At 61.9% G+C, this 20172-nt stretch carries 17 protein-coding genes; 8 read left to right on the top strand and 9 right to left on the bottom strand.

Translation table 11 applies throughout. From position 1 onward, the window contains the following. Positions 1-28: 28 nt before the first annotated feature. Positions 29-2602 (bottom strand): TonB-dependent receptor, encoded by a 2574-nt coding sequence (locus EP837_RS16370; RefSeq protein WP_066530973.1) that lies wholly within the window; start codon positions 2600-2602, stop codon positions 29-31. 500 nt (positions 2603-3102) lie between these two features. On the opposite strand from EP837_RS16370, the gene EP837_RS16360 reads away from it, so the two are divergent. Continuing rightward, positions 3103-4110, top strand: coding sequence for an NAD-dependent epimerase/dehydratase family protein (locus EP837_RS16360; RefSeq protein ID WP_197486358.1), 1008 nt, complete (start codon positions 3103-3105; stop codon positions 4108-4110). Between the two features lie 41 nt (positions 4111-4151). After that, the gene (locus EP837_RS16355) at positions 4152-5153 is read left to right on the top strand and encodes a cyclase family protein (RefSeq protein WP_066530967.1); all 1002 of its coding nucleotides are present in this window, start codon (positions 4152-4154) and stop codon (positions 5151-5153) included. A gap of 87 nt (positions 5154-5240) precedes the next feature. On the opposite strand, the gene EP837_RS21910 is transcribed toward EP837_RS16355, so the two are convergent. Together EP837_RS21910 and EP837_RS16345 are read right to left on the bottom strand one after the other, a co-directional pair. Continuing rightward, positions 5241-5891: a TetR/AcrR family transcriptional regulator gene (locus EP837_RS21910; protein ID WP_066530965.1), complete on the bottom strand. Its 651-nt coding sequence runs from the start codon at positions 5889-5891 to the stop codon at positions 5241-5243. A 170-nt stretch (positions 5892-6061) separates the two neighbouring features. After that, on the bottom strand, positions 6062-6532 hold the full coding sequence (locus EP837_RS16345) for a nuclear transport factor 2 family protein (RefSeq protein WP_066530963.1): 471 nt from the start codon (positions 6530-6532) through the stop codon (positions 6062-6064). 141 nt (positions 6533-6673) lie between these two features. Here EP837_RS16345 and EP837_RS16340 point away from each other — a divergent pair, with 141 nt between their 5' ends. The 3 genes from EP837_RS16340 to EP837_RS16330 are packed head-to-tail and all read left to right on the top strand — an operon-like array spanning position 6674 to position 9578. Next, positions 6674-7420, top strand: a complete 747-nt coding sequence (locus EP837_RS16340; RefSeq protein WP_066530961.1) for an SDR family NAD(P)-dependent oxidoreductase — start codon at positions 6674-6676, stop codon at positions 7418-7420. 38 nt (positions 7421-7458) lie between these two features. Then, positions 7459-8634: a sulfotransferase family protein gene (locus EP837_RS16335; protein ID WP_066530959.1), complete on the top strand. Its 1176-nt coding sequence runs from the start codon at positions 7459-7461 to the stop codon at positions 8632-8634. Between the two features lie 2 nt (positions 8635-8636). Further along, positions 8637-9578 carry a haloalkane dehalogenase gene (locus tag EP837_RS16330; RefSeq protein WP_066530955.1) on the top strand — a complete coding sequence of 314 codons (942 nt, stop codon included), beginning with the start codon at positions 8637-8639 and terminating at the stop codon, positions 9576-9578. Between the two features lie 124 nt (positions 9579-9702). Here the strand turns inward: EP837_RS16330 and EP837_RS16325 are convergent, their stop codons facing one another. Beyond that, positions 9703-10590, bottom strand: coding sequence for a helix-turn-helix transcriptional regulator (locus EP837_RS16325; protein ID WP_066530953.1), 888 nt, complete (start codon positions 10588-10590; stop codon positions 9703-9705). Between the two features lie 103 nt (positions 10591-10693). Here EP837_RS16325 and EP837_RS16320 point away from each other — a divergent pair, with 103 nt between their 5' ends. From EP837_RS16320 to hsh3, 3 genes are read left to right on the top strand one after another with little or no spacing between them, the layout of a single operon-like run. Continuing rightward, positions 10694-11458 carry an SDR family oxidoreductase gene (locus EP837_RS16320; protein ID WP_066530950.1) on the top strand — a complete coding sequence of 255 codons (765 nt, stop codon included), beginning with the start codon at positions 10694-10696 and terminating at the stop codon, positions 11456-11458. Positions 11459-11503: 45 nt separating this feature from the next. Next, entirely contained in the window at positions 11504-12265 is a 762-nt protein-coding gene (locus EP837_RS16315; RefSeq protein ID WP_066530947.1) for an SDR family NAD(P)-dependent oxidoreductase, read from the top strand. A 26-nt stretch (positions 12266-12291) separates the two neighbouring features. Further along, positions 12292-13008, top strand: coding sequence for a 7-beta-hydroxysteroid dehydratase Hsh3 (hsh3, locus tag EP837_RS16310; RefSeq protein WP_066530945.1), 717 nt, complete (start codon positions 12292-12294; stop codon positions 13006-13008). Positions 13009-13146: 138 nt separating this feature from the next. Here hsh3 and EP837_RS16305 read toward each other — a convergent pair whose 3' ends face one another. The 5 genes from EP837_RS16305 to EP837_RS16285 all read right to left on the bottom strand — a co-directional run bounded on the left by EP837_RS16305 (position 13147) and on the right by EP837_RS16285 (position 20172). Beyond that, positions 13147-13671, bottom strand: a complete 525-nt coding sequence (locus EP837_RS16305) for a VOC family protein (RefSeq protein ID WP_066530942.1) — start codon at positions 13669-13671, stop codon at positions 13147-13149. A gap of 63 nt (positions 13672-13734) precedes the next feature. Then, positions 13735-15486 (bottom strand): N-acyl-D-amino-acid deacylase family protein, encoded by a 1752-nt coding sequence (locus EP837_RS16300; RefSeq protein WP_066530940.1) that lies wholly within the window; start codon positions 15484-15486, stop codon positions 13735-13737. Positions 15487-15690: 204 nt separating this feature from the next. Next, positions 15691-17997, bottom strand: a complete 2307-nt coding sequence (locus EP837_RS16295) for a PAS domain S-box protein (protein ID WP_066530938.1) — start codon at positions 17995-17997, stop codon at positions 15691-15693. Positions 17998-18182: 185 nt separating this feature from the next. Continuing rightward, the gene (locus EP837_RS16290) at positions 18183-19529 is read right to left on the bottom strand and encodes a spinster family MFS transporter (RefSeq protein ID WP_082919753.1); all 1347 of its coding nucleotides are present in this window, start codon (positions 19527-19529) and stop codon (positions 18183-18185) included. A 334-nt stretch (positions 19530-19863) separates the two neighbouring features. Beyond that, positions 19864-20172 carry a hypothetical protein gene (locus EP837_RS16285; protein ID WP_066530935.1) on the bottom strand — a complete coding sequence of 103 codons (309 nt, stop codon included), beginning with the start codon at positions 20170-20172 and terminating at the stop codon, positions 19864-19866.

The following is a 20172-nucleotide window of genomic DNA, read 5'->3' as shown; positions in this document are numbered from 1 at the left end:
AGGGCCGGGTTCCCCCGGCCCTCCCCTTTTACTCGCCGCCGAAGCGGTATTTCAGGCGCAGCCCGTACATGCGCGGTTCGCCATAGAGCGTCGACTGATACAGCAGCCCGCCGCCCTGGAAGACATTGGTGTTGCTGATCCGGTAGAGCTTGTTGGTCGCATTGGTGACGAACAGGCCCACGTCGAACCCGCTGCGTGCAACGTCGTTCCAGTCGAGCGACATGTTGAGCAGGCCGAACGCTTCCAGATACGCGCCCGGCTGCAGCGCAGGCACATTGCCCGGATCGGTGTACTGACGCGAGGTGTGCGAATAGTTCACGAAGAAGTTCAGCTTACCCATGTCGTCGCCGACCGGCATCGTCGCATTGGCATGAATGCTCCAGATATAGGGCGACACATATTGGAAGGGCAGGCAGCTCAGGTCCACCGTCCCACCGGGCGCGACACCGCCGTTGCAACCGAAACCGCCGGTGTTGGTCGTATACTCATACTTCTTGTATTTCGCATCAGTGTGGCTGAAGTTGCCGCCGATCTCCAGGCCCTGGAACGGCTGCATCGAAGCTTCGACCTCTACACCCTTGATCCGGGCGTCGGCGTTGCGGACCACCGCGCCACCGGCGCCCGATCCGGGGTTGAAGTCCGCGCCTGCCCGCTGGATGTTCTTATAGTCCAACAGATAGGCGCTGGTGTTCAGGCGGAACGGAACGTCGGCGACCCGGAAATCGGCCTTGAAACCGGCTTCATAGGAAGTCACGGTTTCCGGCTGGAAGGTGCGGGTATTGGTGAACACGGCCTGCTGGTTAAAACCGCCAGCCTTGTAGCCGCGGCTAACCTTCCCGAACAGCAGCACGTCGCGAACTACCTTGTAGTCCAGACCGATCAGCCAGGTGGACGCCTTGCTGTTCAGTTCGGCAGTATAGGTGCAGTCAGCCCCGGCAGTCCCGATCGGTACGATCGTGCCGGTTGAACTGCACTTCGCGGTCGTGCCCCCAATCTGCGGCAGGTAAGCGGTGGAGTAGCCGCGGATCTTGTCCCAGGTGTGGCGATAGCCGCCGGTCAGGCGAAGGCTCTCCAGAGCAGACGACACCGCTCCGAAGTCAAACGTCGCCTGAGCATAGACCGCCTTGGACGTCTGCGTAGTGCCATAGGTGCTGTAGTTGCCGGGGCATACGACGGGATAACCGGGAGTGTCGACGTCCGTTCCGGTGGCGAATGCCGGACAGTAAACGATCGCGCTGCCGGCCTGCGTGCCGCTCGGCCGCTGGTCATAATAGAAGCCGCCGACGGTGTAGGTCAGTTGCTTTTCCAGCGTGGAACCCTGCAATTGCAATTCTTCCGTGAACTGCTTCAAGTCGTCGCGCGGGAAGCCCGGATCATTCTCGTTGTAATAGGTGAGCGGGATGTTGGTGCCGGGCAGCACCACCTGGCCCGGCGCGGGCAGGCGATTGGGATCGACGTCATGCTGCTGCAGGACCGTGCCGTCGCTGTCATAGGCATAGTCCAGCTTTAGCTTCTGGAAGCTGGCGATGTTGCGCAGCGTCAGTTCGTCGCCCAGCTCGAAATCGGTCGTGTTGGTGATGCCCCAAGTCTTCGTGCGCGAGAAGATATCGACGCCCAACGCGGTCTGCCGGGGGCCAAGTGCGTCTGCTCGAGCCGTAGCGGCACGATAAACGTCACAGGAAAACGGGCCGCTTGCTGTAACCGGGGTGTTGGAGCACAGTCCCAGTTGGGCGAGGCCGCCAGCGCCTTCGATGTTATAACCCTTATGTACGAAGCCCGACCCATTGTTGCTCGACTTTGCGCCATAGATCATCGTGTAGTTTTCGATGGTCTCGGTCGGCTTGAACGTTACGCCGATGCGGCCCGAATACCAATGCTCGTCGTCGCGATCCTTGTTCCACACGACATCGCGCGTATAACCGTCACGATCATGGAAGGCGCCGACGACGCGGACCAGCAGCTTGTCTTCGATGACCGGAATATTCACCGCGCCTTCGACATAGCGGCGGTCATAATTGCCGATCTCACCCTTCATCCAGCCGCCGAAATTGTTGGTCGGCTTCTTGGGCACCAGCAGCACCGCGCCGCCGGTCGTGTTGCGGCCGAACAGCGTGCCCTGCGGACCGGACAGGACCTGAAGATTTTCCAGATCAACGAAGTTGCCGGGGCCACCCTGCTGGCTGAGCGTGATGCCTGCGGGCAGCGGGACTTCGTTCATGTAAACGACGACGCCCGGCGAAGCCTGGAAGGTTGCGCCCTGGCCGCGGATGGTGAAGGACTGCGCGTCACGCGATCCCTGGCCGTTGGGACCAACGATCAGCGAGGGGACGCTGGCCTGCAGGTCCTGTTCCTTCGCGATGCCCTGCTGTTCCAGCCGGTCCGGCGAGAAAGCGGTGATGGCGATCGGAACGTCCTGATTGCGCTCCTGACGGCGGTTGGCCGTAACGATGATGTCGGCAATGCCGCCACCCTGCTCTTCCGCTTGAGGTTGAGCTTCGGTTTGAGCGAACGCGGCGGGCGCCAGCAGATTTACGGCGACACCGGCCATCATGCTGGTGGCGAGAAGCGGCAAGCGCTGCCGCCGGCGAATTTCAGAAGACATTTAGGTCTCTCCCTGCACAGTTGAGCAAGGCGTGCGGCATCGCTGCCACCGCCGGAAAATCCTCTCCATTTTTGCGTTTTTTATTTTGATCTGGACGACGCGTTGCGATCGCTGTCCAGCGTTTGGCACCGAGCAATGCCTCGGCACCATGCGTTCAATTGCTAAATAAAATCAGGTCGCGCCTGCCCCGACCTAGGGGCACCGCTTATGTCGGCAGCAATGCGTGCAAACGCCTGGCCCGTTGCGGCCCAGCTCCGCTTGTAGCTATCAGCTTGTATTCAGCCTCACGCATCAACTCCCTGACATCGATGGCGCTTCTGCGTCCAGCGCTCTTATTGACGCTCCGATAGGGGAGACAAATCTGCAAATCAATATGGTAATCATTAGTAAATATATCTTTTTCATTCCAATAATCGCAGAAACCGGCAGGAATTTTTCGCATTTCCAAACGAAGGGCACGGCTGCGCGCTCAGTGGAGGCTTTTTCGGTCATGTGAAAAAATGCGCTTCGTGCTGTGCCCGCGGCTACCCACACCCTATTGCCACGCCATGACGGCACCACTCCCCCTAGAAGGATGCAAGATCCTGATCACCGGTCCTGCCGGCCAAATCGCTTTCCCATTGGCCCGCGCTCTCGCCGACAAAAATGAAGTCTGGGGCATCGCCCGCTTCAGTGACGCGGCACAGCGGCGGGAGGTGGAGCTGGCGGGCATCCGCACTCTGGCCATCGACCTGGGACAGCCCGATTTCTCTGGCCTGCCCAGCAACTTCACCCATCTGCTGCATCTCGCCGCAACTGTGCAGGGCGAAGATTATGACGGCGCGATCAGCGTCAATGCCGAGGGCACCGGTCTCCTTCTGTCCCACTGCCGCACGGTTGAGGCCGCACTCATCATGTCCACCGTTTCGGTGTATAGGCCGCATCCCGATCCTTGCCACGCCTATCGTGAGGATGATCCGCTCGGCGACGCGATGCTGCCCGGCATGGCCGCCTATTCGGTGGCGAAGATTGCGCAGGAGTCCGTCGCCCGATACTGCGCGCGCGAGTTCAACATCCCCATCACCATCGCGCGCATGGGCGCTTCCTACGGCCCGCGCGGCGGCCTGCCCACGCTGGTTGCGCAAACGGTCTCGCAGGGCCGCCCCTGGACCACACGGTCAGACCCCTGCCCTTATAATCCTATCCACGACGACGATTTGTTCGCCCAGCTCCCCTCGTTGCTTGCCGCCGCCAGCACACCGGCAACGATCGTCAACTGGGCCGGTGACGAGATGGTGAGCGTGCAACAGATGGCGGCCTTCGCGGGCGAACTGCTCGGCATGCCCGCCCGAATCGAGATTACTCCAGCCCCCGGCGCTCAGCCGGGGTCAGGCGTCGATAATGCCCGCCGCCTCGCGATCACCGGGCCGTGTCGGGTCGGCTGGCGCGATGGACTGCGCCGCGTCTTGGCACAGCTTTATCCCGGCCGGGCTCCAACGAAAAATGCCCCCTTGCCGCCCGGTAGCTGAACGGCCACCCTGAGACAGCATAATCCGAGAAGGGGAAATCCATGCCGCGATGGGTGAACAGGCCCGAAGGTTCCAACTGGGGCGACTTTGCCGAGGACGACCAGATCGGCCGCATGAACCTGCTGACCCCAGAGCGCCGCCGCGCTGCAATGGCGGAAGTCCAGGACGGTATCGCGTTCACGCTCAGCCTTCCGCTCAACGTGCCCAGCATCCCTTTCGCGCCCTTCCGCCAGCCGCCGCAGCTAAGCGCGGCCTGCGATGAAGAAGGCGGCATGTTCAACCGTCTCGATCCGGACGGCCAAGAAACCACCTGCGACGACCGGGTGCTACTCTACACCCAACATTCCACGCAGTGGGACGCTCTGTCGCACCGTGGCCGGGCCTTCGACGCGGATGGGGACGGGGTCGCCGAACTCGTCTATTATAACGGCTTCCGCGCCGGCGACGACGTCAGCGGCCCCGTCGGGCAAACGGGCGCCACGTGCGCTCATGCACTCGGCATAGAGACACTCGCGACCGCAGGCGTGCAGGGTCGGGGCGTGATGGTCAATCTCAAAGCCGCCTATGGTATAGAAAGCCGCGCCGTCACCCGGGACGATCTGCTGCGCGCAATGGATGCGCAGCGGGTGGAACTGCGCCCCGGCGACTTCCTGCTACTCTATACCGGCTTTGACCGCCTGGTCCTCGACCGGGAGGCGCGCGGCGATGACACGCCACTGACCCTAGCAGGGTGCGCGCTCGACGGCAGCGACGAAAGCCTGCTGCAATGGATCACGGACAGCGACATCGTCGCCATCTGTTCAGACAATGTCGCGATCGAAGCACTTGGCGCCATTCTCTCGCCCGAACCGCCGCCAATCCGCCTCCCCATCCATGACCTTTGCCTTTTCCGTCAGGGCATCTTCCTGGGCGAGCTATGGTATCTGGAAGAGCTGGCGGCCTGGCTGGGCGAACGGCAGCGCCACGCCTTCCTGCTCACCGCCCCGCCGCTGCGCTTGCCGGGCAGCGTGGGCTCTCCGGTGACGCCGGTCGCCACTGTCTGATCGCTCTGCTCATTGTCGATAGAAAGCGACTGGCACCAGTGGCACCTGACATCGTCGGTAATAGCCGAACCGACTCGCTAGCCGCCACTAGCTCCCGTTCAACATCGCGTACGCACCGTTCAGGAACAGACGGGTGACGGTTTCGGCGTTGGCCTTGATCTGGGCGGTAGTCATAGCGCGCTCATTATAGATGACCCGGTCCTGCCACCGCCGGAACAGCAACGTAACGTAGAAGCTCGCCAGTTCCCGTGCCTGCTCCGCGCTGAACCCGTGGGCTGCCAATATCGTCTGCACGGGCTCCAACTGAAAGCGTTCGAACTGCCGCCGCGACACCATTTCCAATTGGGGAAAGCTGGTGCACTCGCGAAAGATGACGCGGGCAAGCCGGACCTGGCGATCATGATTCAGCCGCCCGTTCATATGAAGGGCATAACTGACCAACTGCTGGTGCAATGTCCCTGTCCCCCCAGCGGGGAAATGATGCTTGATTGCCGACATTTCCAAGCAGGATTCGAACAGTGCGACCTTGTCAGGGTAGCGATTATACAAGGTGCGCGTCGATACGCCCGCCCGTTCCGCGATTGCGCGGACCGATGCTCCATGAAAACCGTGCCGGGAAAATTCCTCCAGCGCCGCTTCCAACATCGCCTCATGCTTCAGTTCAGCTTCCCGCGCATTGGGCCTGCCGACCCGGCGCTTTGTTCCCGCATCAATCTTCTCTGCCTCACTGCTCTGCATTGGCTGGCGTCGCTCTTCCCTTTTCGCTTTGCACACAGAACCGCTGCCGGACGCGCGCGGCTCGCGCCCTGCTATAGGGCATATCCGCCCGTTCAGATAGGGACGGATCGGGCAGCCCAAGGACGCAATCGCGACTGGACCAGCGCTCGCGCCGGAGGAAAATCACCTCGTCAGGAAACCTGGACGTCCTCAACAGGCGGGATGGGCGGCATGTCGGGCACATTATGGGCATAACCCATCTCTTCATAGCGCTCTGCGATCCGCCAACCCTGTTCCGTGCGGACCAGCTTGTCGCGATACCATAGGCCGATGAAGAACACCTGCTCTTTCCCGTCCTCGGCCTGATAGACCATCGGGTTAAACAGCACCGTGCGGCTGCGAGCGCTATCGCCCTCCAGTTCCAGCTTGGTCGTCGCGACCATATGCTGAAACAGCGGGAATCGCTCCATCGCGACAGGTAGCCATGCCTTGATCTGCGCCACGCTGCCTTTTGCCCCGCCGGTTTCGCTATAGTCGATCACCGCGTCCGGCGTAAACACATCGTCTAACGCGTCCCAGTTCCGTTCATCGATCGCATAGCTGTAGCGGGACAGAAGGTCCTGAATCTCCAGCCGATCCGAAATTTCCTGAAGCGACAGCATCAGACATCCTCCTTTTTTTGTCCGGGTGAGAAGAGGCCCATCCGGTTCGCGCTTGTCAAGTTTATACGGCTTTCAGCCTTGAAATGCGTAGCAGTCTGGCGCAAACACTAATCAACTACACAGTTTGTCAGGAGAGTTTGCGTGCGGCTTGAAGGTAAGATCGCCCTTGTGACTGGCGCAGCGTCGGGAATCGGCTTGGCCGTGGCAAAGCGGTTCGCGGCCGAGGGCGCAAAGCTCGTTATTGGCGACCGCAATGCCGCGGGGGTGGAAGACGCCGCTCGGGGAATCGGCCAGGGCGTCACCGCGTTGGCGCTCGACGTCGCTGACGAAGCTTCCTGCCAGGCCATGGTCGATCGCGCGATCAGCCTGCATGGCGGCGTCGATATTCTTTGCAACATCGCGGGCGTTCTCGATTTCGGCCGTTTCGCCGATGTGGATCGGACGCGCTGGGACCGGGTCATTTCGGTCAATCTCACCGGCGTCTATCAAATGTGCCGGGCCGTCATGCCCCAGTTGATCGAACGCCGCGGCAATATCGTCAACATGGCGTCGGCTGCTGGCCTTGTCGGCGTTCCTTATAACTCGGTCTATACCGCCTCCAAACATGGCGTCGTCGGCCTGACCAGGGCGCTCGCGCTTGAGTTTTCGAAGGAAGGCGTACGCGTGAACGCTGTGTGCCCCGGCGGCGTCGATACGCCGATGCTGCATGAGGCGCCCCCGGAAAACATCGATTGGCAGATGGTCATGCGCTCGGCATCCTGGCTCGACAGCGGCGCCATGGCGACGCCCGATGATATCGCCGATGCGGTGACTTTCCTGGCATCTTCCGAAGCCCGCCGGATTACGGGAGCCGCTTTCACCGTCGATGGCGGACAGACGGCCGGCTGACCGGTATCCACCTCAAGCTTTCAACAAGAGTGACGACTATGGCGACCCAGCCCGATCAGACCCAAACCCAGCCCCTCGAACGTGAGGCGCTGTTGCAGCAGGCGCGTGAAAGGGCCGGGCTCACCGACTTTGGCGACCTCTGGTTCCTGGAACCGATGGACCATTTTATCGAAGCCTCCAACCGCGAAGGGCGGCTGACGCCCGTTGGCCGCGAAGGCACGGTGGAAGTGATCGTCAAGGGCCTGGTCAGCCGTCTGCGCATGGTCGAGGACATCAAGCGCCATCCCGAAATCCTGGATGAACAGGTCGATGTCGCGGGCATCATCCTCGGCCTGCCGCGCACCGGCAGCACCATCTTCCAGCGCCTGCTTGCCAGCGCGCCGGGCATGACCGGCCTGCGCTGGTTCGAAGCGCAGAATATCGCGCCCTTCCCCGGCGAAGAGCGCGGCAACCCGGTCGAGCGCCGCGCCTATGCGCAGGCGATGATCGATGGCTGGCTCCAGCTGTCGCCCGAACTCGCCTCCATCCACCCCCTCGAACCCGATGCGCCAGACGAGGAAATCCTGGTGCTGGGCCAGATGTTCGTCAGCACCATGATCGAAGGCATGAACTATGTGCCCAGCTTCACCCGCTGGCTGAACACATATGACCAGTCGAAGGGGCATGAAGACCTCAAGACCATCCTCAAATATCTCCAGTGGCAGGACCCCTCGCGCAAAGGCCGCAAGTGGATTTTGAAGAGCCCATCCAACCTCCCTTATACCGAGGTCGTGGCCAAGGCTTTCCCCGACGCGCTGCTCATCATGACGCACCGCGACCCGCTCCAGACCGTCCCCTCCTATGTCTCGATGCAGGCGGCGCTCTATAAGCTCAGCGCGACGCTCACCGACCGGGAAGTAGGTGAATTCTGGTTCCCCCGCCTGGTCGAATGGATGCGCATGTTCGAAGCCGCGCGCGAACGGATCGGCGAAGACCGCTTCATCGATATCGACTATCGCGAAGTGGGCAAGGAGCCCATGGCACAGGCCGAGCGTGTCCTCACCCGCATGGGCATCCCCGTAGATGCGCAGCTTGAAGAAGTGCTGGCCGAATTCCTCGCCGGCAACAAGCGCGAACAGCGCCCGATGCACGACTATTCGCTCGAGCGCTTCGGCTTGGACGAAGAAGCGATCAAGCGCGAATTCGCCGCCTATCGCGAACGCTACATTCTCTGACGATGGAGGTCCGGCCCGGCATATTGCGCACGCCCGACGCCTGTTTCGAAGGACTGCCGGGCTATGACTTCGCACCCAATTATGTGGAGGTTGAGGATGCGCGCCTCGGGCCACTGCGCATGCATTATGTGGATGAAGGGGACCGCAATGCCCCCGTCGTCCTCATGCTGCACGGCAATCCGACGTGGAGCTATCTCTACCGCCACATGATCGGCCCTGTCGTGGCGGCGGGCTATCGCGTCATCGCGCCCGACATGATCGGCTTCGGCAAGTCCGACAAGCCCGCCAGCCGCGCCGACTATGGCTTCGACCGCTTCGTTGCCTGGATGCGCGGCTTCGTCGAAGCGCTCGATCTTAAGGGTATCACCCTTGTCTGCCAGGATTGGGGCGGTCCCATCGGCCTGCGCGTCGTTGCAAAATGTCCCGACCGCTTCGCCGCGATCCTCGCCGCCAATACGCTGCTGCAAAATTGCGACCCGCCGCCGCTCGGCGTGCCCGACTGGCCGGGCGAGGCGATCGCCGCCTGGGTCGAAACCTGCCGCACCAGCGAGGATCTTCCGCTGGACCTGCTCGTCGGCCGCGCCTGCGTCACCGATGTGCCTGATGAAGTACTCGCCGCCTACGCCGCCCCTTTCCCCGACGCCTCCTACAAAAAAGGCATGCTCCAGATCACCTGCGGCATCCCGATCGCCGAAGACGCCGAAGGGCTGGAAGCAAACCGCGCTACCTGGCGTTTCCTCGAAAGCTGGGACAAGCCTTTCCTAACCGCCTTCAGCGATCAGGACCCGGCCACGATCGCCTGGGAAGAGGTTTTCCAACGCCGCATTCCCGGCGCAAAGGGCCAGCCCCACACACGCATCAGCAACGGCGGCCACTTCGTGCAGGAGGATCAGGGGCCGCCCTTAGCGCAAGTGCTGATCAGCTTTCTACGGGCCAATAACTAACCCCGTTCGCTCGAGCCCGGAGCGCCTGCTGCAAGCAGGCAGTCGAAGGCCTTGGCACGAACGAAAGCCGCCGCAACCCCCAAGCCCGTTCGCCCTGAGCTCGTCGAAGGGCGCGCACGCCCCTCTAATGAAACCCCCGCCGAAACGCGCGCGGTGTCATCCCTGTCGCGCGCCGGAACGCGGCGCTGAACGCGCTCGCCGTCGCAAAGCCAAGCGTCTCAGCTATCCGGTTCATCGGCAAGGCACCGCCTCGAATCATGTCCTGCGCACGTTCAATCCGTATTGCCGCGGCATAATCGGACAGCGCCGCCCCTGCCGTCGCTGCGAAACTGCGCGACAGATGCGACCGGCTGATCCCGCACAGGCTCGCCAGCACCTGCGTCGTTGGCCATTCCCCGTCGCTTGAGCGTAACGCTTCCTCGATCCGCGCCAGCTGCCAGGGTGCAAGACCACCCTGCCCCGCCTCATGCACCGGCTTCCGCCGGAACAGCCGCGCCACTTCCACCATCATCAACTGCACTAGCGCCTCGACCGCCATTTCCGATCCGAAGCCCGGCGCAACCGTCTCCTGTTTCAACCGCTCGGCCAGTGTCATCAAGATAGGTGAATGGATCGAAGCGCAGTGGCTCAACCGCCGGGAGTCCCATTCAGCCAGACCCGTAACCGCCGCGAAACGCACCGGATCAAAGCGGCAGGCCAATATGTCCAGCATCCCGCCGTCGCCGCGCGAATGCATGGCGATGCCACCCGGCCGCAAGAGCAAGCGACCGACCTTGTGCCGCCGCCGGTCGCCCAGGTCGAACATGATCTCGCCCTGCGTCCCTTCCGCGCGCGGCATAACGAAGGACAGGATAGGCGCATCGTCCAACTCCCACATCTCATTGGGACTCGGCAGCTCGTAGCGCCGCAGCTCGACGCGCGCGACGCTGCTTGCAGCGGCCGCCAGCACGGTCCACGGCTCCGCCGGGGCCCTCGCTGCACCGCCCGTTTCAATCAAAGCCTGTTGCGCCATCGACACAACGATAATCTCATACGACCCCCATAACAAGCACTGGCGATGCGCAGAAAAAGCTGCCATCAACAACGCAACAAAGCAAAAGACGGAGAGTGTCAGTATGAGCAGGACCATTGTCGTGACCGGCGCAGCATCAGGCATCGGCGCTGCGACCCGGGACAGGCTGAAGCACGGCGGCCACCATGTCATCGGTGTGGATCTGCGCAATTCGGATATCGATGCGGATCTCGGCACGGCGGCTGGCCGCGACCATATGGTGGCGGAAATATCCCGTCTTGCGCCCGAAGGCATCGATGGCGTGCTCGCAGGTGCCGGCATCTCCGCCCAGGATCGGGATGCTCAGACCATCGCCATCAACTATTTTGGCGCAGTCGCCACGCTGGAGGGATTGCGCCCGCTGCTCGCCAAGTCTCCGCGTCCGCGTGCTGTCGCCATCTGCTCCACCGCCGCCATGCTGCCCAACAATCCAAAGGTTGTGGAACTCTGCCTTGCCGGGGATGAGGGGGGCGCACTGGACGCCATGAATGCAGAGCCGGGCAACGCCTATGCGACGTCCAAAAATGCGCTGTCACGATGGGTGCGCCGCGCCGCCGCTACCCCCGAATGGGGCGGCGCGGATATCCTGCTGAACGGCATCGGCCCCGGCGTGGTGAAGACCCCGATGACCGAGCCCCTGTTCGGCGAGCCCGAAATGATGAAGCTCATCGCCCAGAGCAATCCGATAGCGGTCAAGGACTATGCGCCGCCAGAGGAAATCGCCGAACTGATCGACTTCCTCCTCGGTATGGAAAACCAGTATCTGCTCGGCCAGATCATCTTCATCGACGGCGGCAGCGACGCGATCCTGCGACCGCAACAGGTCTGACGCGCCCACACCCGATCAACAAAATCTTATCGAAAGGATAGAGCGATGACGGCTCTTAAAGGCAAAGTCGCCCTGATCACCGGGGCGGGACAGGGAATTGGCCAGGGCGTCGCGCTCGCTTTGGCCAGCGAAGGCGTCGATCTGCTGCTATCGGGCCGCACCCTTGAAAAAGTACAGGAAACCGCGCGCCTCGTCGAAGAACGCGGCGTGCGCGCCATTGCGGTCGCCTGCAATGTGAAGGCGGCGGACGATCTCGCATCGGCCGTCGATACCGCCGTGCGCGATCTTGGCGGCGTTGATATCCTGGTCAACAATGCGCAGGAAGTGCCGCTCGGCCTGCTCGACGAGGTGACCGACGAAGCTTTCCTGGCAGGTTTTGAATCCGGCCCGCTCGCCACCTTCCGCCTGATGAAGCTGGTCCGCCCGCACATGGAAAGGCGCGGCGGCGGCACCATCTTCAACTTCACCTCTTCCGCGGGCATCCGCTGGGACATGAGCGGCTACGGCTGCTATGGTGCGATCAAGCAGGCAACGCGGGTCCTCACCCGCGCTGGCGCAGCCGAATGGGGACGGCAGAATATCCGCGTCCTCACCATCGCGCCCCATGCGGAATCACCTGGCCTTAAAATGTGGATCGAACATAATCCGGACGAAGCGAAAGCCTTTTTCCGCACCATCCCGCTCGATCGCATCGGCCGGCTGGAGGAGGATATTGGCCGCGCCATCGTCGCCCTGTGCGGATCGGACCTGTCCTACCTCACTGGCGCCACCATCCCGCTCGACGGCGGCCAGGCCAATTTCGACTGATATAGAAAATAGTTGGAGAGACGATCATGGAAAAGCTGATCTGCGCCCTGTGGGCGCCGGAAGGTGAAAGCCGCGGCGACTATGCCGAACGCCTGAAATCCACCCTCCCCGCCGCGCTCAAGGCGGCCGGGGCAGACGGCATCCGCCTGAACCTGCGTGATGCCACGGTAGAGCCTGCATCCTCGCTCATCCAGCAGTGGCAGGAACGCCAGCAGGACGCCGTGGTCCAATTCTGGCTCCCCACCGCCAACGCCCATTTCCGTGGACAGATCGACGCCGCTCTGGCCGATCATAGCGTCCGGTTTGAAGCGTGGGTCGTTGCTGAATCTACCATCATCCCCAACAAGGATCATGCGCCGCAGGCCGGATCACGCACCTGGGGCTGGTCGCAGGCCAGCTTCATTTCCTTCCGCCCCGACATGAGCTGGGACGATGCGGTCGCCCATTGGCACCACCATCACACCCGGGTCGCCATCGATACGCAGGCGAATTTCGAATATGTCCAAAACATCATCGTCCGCGCGCTGACCCCCAACGCGCCTGACTATGATGCCTTTGTCGAGGAATGCTTCCCCCTGGAAGCGATGACCGACGCGCCCGTCTTCTTCGACGCCGTTGGCGACGAAGCCAAGTTCTCGCATAATACAAAGGAAATGGCAGACAGCTGCGCCGGGTTCATCGATTTCTCGAGAATCGACATCATCCCCACCAGCCAGTTCGACTACGCTCATCTCGACCGGTAGGCGACATGCAAGTCGCTACGAGACTACAATAACTTCCTGGCGGATATGCCCTTAATGACAATATTGGAATCTCGCTGCCTGGTCAGCTGGACAATCTTCACCGCTTCCAATCGGAGCCATTAGATATCCAGAAACCTGTCACACCACAGCGAAATCAATCACAGTCACTGGATTTTTGCCGTCCCATGACCGCGAAGCGGCGATGCCCGCTTCGCACAGGGCGCGCATATCCGCGCCGCAGATGAATTCGAACAACTGGCCGGGCTCGCCGGGCACTTGGAGATAAGCCACGCGCGTTGTAGGATTTTGCGCGGTGAACGAGACTTCCATGCCACCCGCAACGGCAGCATCCACAGCCGCGTCGAGGTCATCGACAATGCGCGCAAGATGATGGAGGCCAAGCAGGGGCCGTCCATCATCGCCCCGATAGGGTGACGGCGCGTCGTTCGTGACTTGTATAAGTTCGATCTGCATCTCGCCCTGATAGGAGAGGCCCACATCCATCGTGACGACGGTAGGCTCACCGCGATAGCTGCCGTCCAGCCTCACATTGCGGAAGACCGTCCACGGCCCGACGCCTGAATGGGTGATCCAGCGGCTGATGCTGGCGTCGAGGTCCTGGACCAATATGCCCGTTTGGTCGATCGCACCGAATATGCCCAAGCGCCTGTTCCCTTATTCGCAAAAAACGAGCGGGCGGCGCGAACCGCCCGCTCCCTCCCAACCTTATTCCGCCGCTTCCAGGGACGCCAGCGCGTCGTTCACTGCGGCCGTCGGCGCGAGATATTCGCCAGGCCGCGCGCCGGTATAGCTCTGGCCGTCGAAGGTCTTGACCCCGTTCACCAGCGTCAGCCGCATGGGCGCGGCCGGGCGGGTAAAGCGCCATGTGGTGCCGCCGTCGCCATCGGGCACATCGAAGCGCTTCTCCATGTTGCGATATTCGACCTCGTCAAGGTTGAAGACCGTGATATCGGCGCGGCGGCCGACCTTGATCTCGCCCGTATCGTGCAAGCCGAAGAAGTTGGCGAGCTTACCTGTCTTCACATGGATCGCTTGCTCCAGGGTCAACAAGCCCTCGCGCACATATTTGCTGAAAAGCAGGATATTCTCGCCCCCGCCGCACAGCATCTGCAGATGCGCGCCCGCGTCGGAAATATTGCCGACTGTCTTGGGATCCAGCATCAGCTGGATCGTCAGGTCCTCATCCTTGGGGAAGGGCGCCATATGCACGGTGGACTTGGTGCCATTCTCCAAGATCCACTGCGCCATCGCGTCCGACCGATGCAGCCCACGCGCGTCGGCAAATTCCTTGAGCGTGCCGCCCACGGGACCCGCGCCATTCTCGCTGTCCAGCAGATAAAGGTCCTGCGGGTTGTTCATCGGCGAATGAGGCCAAGCCTTCGTATCCCAGCTTTCCCGCGCCCGCGCGCGCCAATCCGGATCGGCAAGCAGCCGCGCCTTATCCTGATGCGTTTCAGCCAGCACAACCTCATGCCAGACATAATCGTTGGACTGGGCGAAGATCAGCGACTTGACGAGGCTCAGCGTGCTGGTGGGCGAGACATGCGCGTAACCGGGCCAGATATCGACGCCTTCCGCCTTCAGCTTCGCCATCGTGTCCTGAAGCCGGGGCAGAATGTCCTTCTGGAACTCCAGCGTCGGCACGGCGCCCGCGACCTGGATGCGGATCGCGCGACCCTTGAGCAGGCGGCCTAGCCGTTCAAGGCTTTCGGGACCTGTCTTGCGCATGAAGGTGTCGATGATCACCTGATAGGTCGTGCCGGGGTAGCGCTCCATCACCGCGAACAGCGCCTCGAACTCGGCATCGTCCGCCAGCAGGGTCGGGATGGCGCGATCATCACCATCATGGTCGTGCAGATTGTCGGACATGCCAAGCGCGCCCGCCGCCAGCGCATCGTCCAGCAATTCGGCCATGCGAGCGACCTCTTCCGCTGTCGCGGCGCGATCCCAAGCCTCTATCCCCATGGCAGCGAGACGGAGGGCGATATGGCCGACAAAGGCGGAATAGTTGGCGGGCAGGCTGATGTTGCGCGCCATCGACGCCTTATACTCCGACCATTTCTCCCAGTCCCACGGGACATGCTGGAGGAAGGGCTTCAGGGGGATATCCTCGAAGAAGGAGAAGATCTTGATCATCTCCAGTTGCGCGGCCTTTTCCTTCGAAAGCGGCGCTGCGGAAAAACCGCAATTGCCCAGGATCACCGTGGTCGCGCCATTGCCGGGCAGTGGATCGAGGTCCGGCTGCCACCACATGGTCGCATCATAATGGGTGTGGCTTTCAATGAAACCGGGGGTCACATAGCAACCACTGGCGTCCACCACCTCCTCACCGGCGGCAGCAGTCAGCCCCGTGCCGATTTCGGTGATCTTGGCTCCTGCCACGCGTACGTCGGCGGCGTAGCCGGGCGCGCCCGTGCCATCGACCACCGTGCCGCCGCGGATCAGCATGTCCGTCATCTCTCTCTCCTCTTGAGGCTTGTTATCCCTCGAGGCCGAAGCCTTGCATCTATGCCGCCTGTTCACCCGGCGATCGTGCTGAAGAAAGGCTATCGCGACCGGTCCGGGCACCGCAAGCTCGGCGCGCGGCAACTACCGCACAGGATCATGCAGCGATCCATCTAGGGTTTGGCCGATGATCCTGCGGTGTTAGCGGCGGCGAGATCAGGAGGGTTCGGTGAGCATCGAACGGATGCGCGTCGCCAGCGCCTCCATAGCGAACGGCTTGGTGATCATTTCCATGCCCGGCTCCAGGAAGCCTGAGGCCAACGCAGCATTTTCAGCATAGCCCGTCATGAACAAAATCTTGAGTGACGGCCGCAGCAGCCGCGCTGCATCGGCAAGCTGGCGGCCGTTTAGCCCGGGAAGGCCAATGTCTGTGATCAGAAGGTCGATGCGCCGCTTGGACTGCAGCATATCAAGGCCGCTGACGCCATCTACAGCCTCAAGCGCCGCATAGCCCAGTTCATGCAGTTCCTCGAGGATGAGGCCGCGCACCACCGACTCATCCTCCACCACCAACACGACCTCGCCATCTTCGGCCTGGTGCATGGCGCTAGTTTGCGGAAGGTCTTCCTCCTCATCCTCGCTGCCGCGGTAGCGAGGCAGATAGAGTTTGAACGTCGTTCCCTGCCCGACTTCACTATAGATCTTGGCATAGCCTTCCGACTGCTGCGCAAAACCGTAGATCATCGACAGACCCAGGCCAGTGCCCTGCCCGATCGGCTTGGTCGTGAAAAAGGGTTCGAAAGCCTTGCTGATGGTATCGGCGCTCATGCCGATGCCGGTGTCGCTGACGCAGAGGCACACATATTGGCCCGGCCGCACGCCCCGCTGCCGCGCCACATAGGCGCGGTCGAGATGGGCGTTGCAGGTTTCGATGGTCAGCTTGCCGCCATCAGGCATGGCGTCGCGCGCGTTGATGGCGAGGTTGAGTATAGCGCTTTCCAACTGATTGGGATCGCATTTGGTGACCCACAGCCCGCCTGCCAAAACCAGTTCCAATTCGATCCGCTCGCCACTTGTGCGGCGGAGCAGATCCTCCATGGAAGCAACGAGGGCATTGGCGCGCACAGGCTTGGGATCGAGCGGCTGGCGGCGGGAAAATGCCAGCAGCCGGTGCGTCAGGGCCGCAGCCCGACTGGCGGCGGTCGATGCGCCGGCAATGAACCGGTCCAGCTCGTCCAACCGGCCCTGCGCCACCCGCCGCTGCACGATCTCCAAACTGCCGGTGATCCCCTGAAGCAGATTATTGAAGTCGTGCGCGATGCCGCCGGTCAGCTGGCCGACCGCTTCCATCTTCTGCGACTGGCGTAGCGCGGCCTCCGCATCGGCGAGGGCTGCGGCCGCTTCGATCTCTGCGGTGATGTCGCGTCCGAAACCGTAGAAGGTGTCGTTTTCCGGGACGGTCGTCCACTGGATGGTCCGATGATCGCCATCTTTGGTCTGCAGCTTCGTGCGGTAATCGAGCAGCGGCGTGCCCGCGCGCAGCGTAGCGACCCGCTCGCGCCACCCAGCTTCGTCGTCCACCATGAAGTCCGTGGTGCGGCGGCCCAATGTCTCCTCACGCGACCAGCCCAGCTTTTCCGTCCAGGACGGATTAACGTCGGTGATATAGCCCTGCGCATCCGTGACGACCTTCAGCACTGGCGACAGGTTCCAGATGCGGTCGCGGTCGCGGGCGAGGTGACGCTCCTCGGTAATGTCACGTCCTACGCCATGGACCCGCCCCGCGTCGGGAACGGCCGTCCACGCGAGCAGGCGATAGTCGCCCTCACGCGTGCGGTAACGATTTTCGAAAGCGAGTGTGCTGAGCCCTTCCCCCAGACTCGCCATTTCGCCGCTGGTGCGGTCGAGATCGGCGGGGTGGATGAACTCGGCCAGGTTATGCCCGACCATATCCTCTTCCGCCCATCCCAGCATGCGCGTCGCCGAAGGGTTGACGGCCGTGATCGTCCCTTCCAGCGTGCAGACGAGCAGCAAATCGCGCGAAATCGACCAAAGCCGGTTGCGGTCATCCTGGAGCCGCCGGCTGGCCAGCACCTTTTCCGTAGTCTCGATGACGATCGCCACCACGCCGATCGGCGTGCCGTCTTCATCCATTACGGGCGAATATTCGAGGTCGGTCCACAGCAGCTTGGGCGTGCCATCGCGGATCAGCGTCAGTTCCTGATCCTTGTAGGACAGCGTTCCGCCCTCGCGATACACCTTCTGCATTACATTAGCGTTGAAGTCCGCAACCTCGTGCCAGCCTTCCAGCACATTGGTGCCGAGCAGTGATGGATGCCGGGCGCCTGCAAAGGAACGATAGGCGTCATTGTAGATCATGACGCCCTTGTCGCCCCATAGCGTTACGATGGGGACGGGAGAACGGAGCACGAAGCCCAGCATGCTCTTCATCGCATTGCACCAGAGATCGATCGGCCCGATGCTGGTGCGCGACCAGTCGAAACGGGCGATGCGATCGCCCATCTCCCCTCCGCCGCTCAGAAAATGATGGTAATTACCGCCCCCAATCCGGCCCGAAATCGTCACACTGCATACCTTCTAGACCGGGAACTCATAGGTGCGGTCGCTCCGCGGGAGCGGAACTCCCTATAACACAAAGGGTTCCGTTCGGATTTGGTCAGCGGATATGCTGGACTTCTTGCAACCAATCAGCGCTGCGCGACGGACTCGATCGTCTGAGCATAGGAACGCAGTCCCGACCAAGCCGCGACAGCAGCGAGAAGCGTGGCACAAAGTCCTACAGTCGCCAGCGCCGAGCCGATCTGGCCATGCCCGCCGAACAAGGCGCTGTCGATTAACGGCACGATGGCGGTGCCGAGCGACAGCCCGACAAGGCTGTTGGCAAGCAGGAACAGGGCGGCCCCGGTCGCACGCATATTAGGCGGTGTCGCAAGTTGGATCGCGGCGAGTGAACAACCGAAATATCCATTGAAGAAGAGGGTGAGCAACCCGAAGAGGACGAGCAACAGCGCGGGCGAAGGCGTGAGCGGCGCGAGCAGCGCTGGGAACAGACAAAGCAGGGCGATAATCATGACCACCCGCAGGTTCGCGTCCCGTATGCCCTTTAGCGTAAGCCGCTCTGCCGCAAAGCCCCCCGCCAATGACCCCATGCTGCCGAGCAGCAGATAGATGAGCCCCAACCGGAGCGAAGCCTGTCCCGGAGTAAGGGCGAAACCGCGGATCAACAAGGTCGGATACCAGGCGGTTAGACCATAGCCCATGATCGAGAGCAGTGTCGAATTTGCGTAAATGGCGATGAATGTCCGCTTGTGATCGCGCAGGTGGGACAAAGCGGCGCGAAGCGGCATGCCCGCCTTCGATTGGGCGCGACGCGCCGGTTCGCGCGCGATGAATACAAGGGCGGCGACCAGTGCGCCGGGAAGCGCAACCAGCAGGAATGCGGCGCGCCATGTTGGCATCGGCCCCACAAGCGGCAGCACGAGCGCTCCGCTTTGCGCGACCATATCGACCACTGCGCCGCCAACGAGCAGCGCCAAGCCGCCGCCGATGGTGATGCCAAGATTGTAGATCGCCATGGCGCGGGAAAGCTGCGCAGGCGGATAAGCGTCGCTCAGCCAGCTATGGGCCGATGGCGAGAGCGACGCTTCGCCAAGGCCCACGCCCATCCGCGCCATGAACAGATGCGCATAGCTGCCGGCAAAGCCGCAGAGCGCAGTGCAGGCGCTCCAGAACAGCACGCCGACTGCAATGATCCGACGGCGGCTGATCCGGTCCGCGAGCATGCCGATGGGAATGCCGACCACCGCATAGAGCATGGCAAAGGCCAGTCCCTGCAGAAGGCCGACCTGAAGATCGCTCAGCCCCAGGTCCTGCTTAATCGGTTCAACCATCAAGCTGAGGATCTGCCGGTCAATGAAGGACAGGATATAGGCGATAAGGAATATGCCGAGCGCGACATGGGCTTGACGGTGGCTGACGCGTCCGCCGGCACTGATGGGTTGTTCGATGATCAATTTCTCGTCGCCGCGTGCCATGATCCAAAATCTGCTCGGTATAAATGTAAATCACTCGCCCACCGGATCGTGGACGATGGGATCATAGCCAAATTAGGCGGCGACGATGGCGGATCGCAATCGCAGATATAGACGCCCCCCCCTTTTAGCCCCCCTGACCGATTATCCCGTGCAGGTCGCCTATATAATGGGGATTATAGTTATTCCACGATTAGATCATCGTTTCCGTGATCCCGGTTGGGTCTTTCATATGGCCTCAGCGCCGCACTGGCCGTCATAAAGCACCCGCGGGCCAATGCGAGCAGGGGGAGCGGCCACCAAAAGGGTTCCATCTCCTCAGTCACAGGCCCCGCATTCAGGCAGCGGATTGCAATCGGCTCTCGCCCACCTCTTCCACCGGGGTATCGTTAGTCGAGCGCCTTTCCGGATCCAGCATCAGTTTGACAAATTGCCACCATGCTGGTGCCTGGGGCCGCAGCGGCAGCAACTGACCTTTGCGAAGGACAGCAATCCAACCTGTGCCGCCGCACTCATACTTCCATACGGGATCGCAGTTCAACGGGACTTGCTCAAATTCGCCCAGACCAATCGATTGTTGCATTGCGCGGAGTTGGCTAGGAACTTCGCGGCATTCGCCGTCGGGAAACTCGACGAAAACAGGCAT

This window comes from Sphingobium sp. EP60837, from assembly GCF_001658005.1.
Classification (GTDB): Bacteria; Pseudomonadota; Alphaproteobacteria; order Sphingomonadales; family Sphingomonadaceae; genus Sphingobium; species Sphingobium tyrosinilyticum.
Note: the sequence above shows the minus strand (reverse complement) of the source record. Positions and strands in the feature narration are given on the sequence as shown.

What these genes read in the sequence shown, in the direction of transcription:
- EP837_RS16370 (WP_066530973.1), bottom strand. Translation starts at nt 2,602, where the DNA reads ATGTCTTCTGAAATTCGCCGGCGGCAGCGCTTGCCGCTTCTCGCCACC.
- EP837_RS16360 (WP_197486358.1), top strand. Translation starts at nt 3,103, where the DNA reads ATGCGCTTCGTGCTGTGCCCGCGGCTACCCACACCCTATTGCCACGCC.
- EP837_RS16355 (WP_066530967.1), top strand. Translation starts at nt 4,152, where the DNA reads ATGCCGCGATGGGTGAACAGGCCCGAAGGTTCCAACTGGGGCGACTTT.
- EP837_RS21910 (WP_066530965.1), bottom strand. Translation starts at nt 5,891, where the DNA reads ATGCAGAGCAGTGAGGCAGAGAAGATTGATGCGGGAACAAAGCGCCGG.
- EP837_RS16345 (WP_066530963.1), bottom strand. Translation starts at nt 6,532, where the DNA reads ATGCTGTCGCTTCAGGAAATTTCGGATCGGCTGGAGATTCAGGACCTT.
- EP837_RS16335 (WP_066530959.1), top strand. Translation starts at nt 7,459, where the DNA reads ATGGCGACCCAGCCCGATCAGACCCAAACCCAGCCCCTCGAACGTGAG.
- EP837_RS16330 (WP_066530955.1), top strand. Translation starts at nt 8,637, where the DNA reads ATGGAGGTCCGGCCCGGCATATTGCGCACGCCCGACGCCTGTTTCGAA.
- EP837_RS16325 (WP_066530953.1), bottom strand. Translation starts at nt 10,590, where the DNA reads ATGGCGCAACAGGCTTTGATTGAAACGGGCGGTGCAGCGAGGGCCCCG.
- EP837_RS16320 (WP_066530950.1), top strand. Translation starts at nt 10,694, where the DNA reads ATGAGCAGGACCATTGTCGTGACCGGCGCAGCATCAGGCATCGGCGCT.
- EP837_RS16315 (WP_066530947.1), top strand. Translation starts at nt 11,504, where the DNA reads ATGACGGCTCTTAAAGGCAAAGTCGCCCTGATCACCGGGGCGGGACAG.
- hsh3 (WP_066530945.1), top strand. Translation starts at nt 12,292, where the DNA reads ATGGAAAAGCTGATCTGCGCCCTGTGGGCGCCGGAAGGTGAAAGCCGC.
- EP837_RS16300 (WP_066530940.1), bottom strand. Translation starts at nt 15,486, where the DNA reads ATGACGGACATGCTGATCCGCGGCGGCACGGTGGTCGATGGCACGGGC.
- EP837_RS16295 (WP_066530938.1), bottom strand. Translation starts at nt 17,997, where the DNA reads ATGGGCGATCGCATCGCCCGTTTCGACTGGTCGCGCACCAGCATCGGG.
- EP837_RS16290 (WP_082919753.1), bottom strand. Translation starts at nt 19,529, where the DNA reads ATGGCACGCGGCGACGAGAAATTGATCATCGAACAACCCATCAGTGCC.
- EP837_RS16285 (WP_066530935.1), bottom strand. Translation starts at nt 20,172, where the DNA reads ATGCCTGTTTTCGTCGAGTTTCCCGACGGCGAATGCCGCGAAGTTCCT.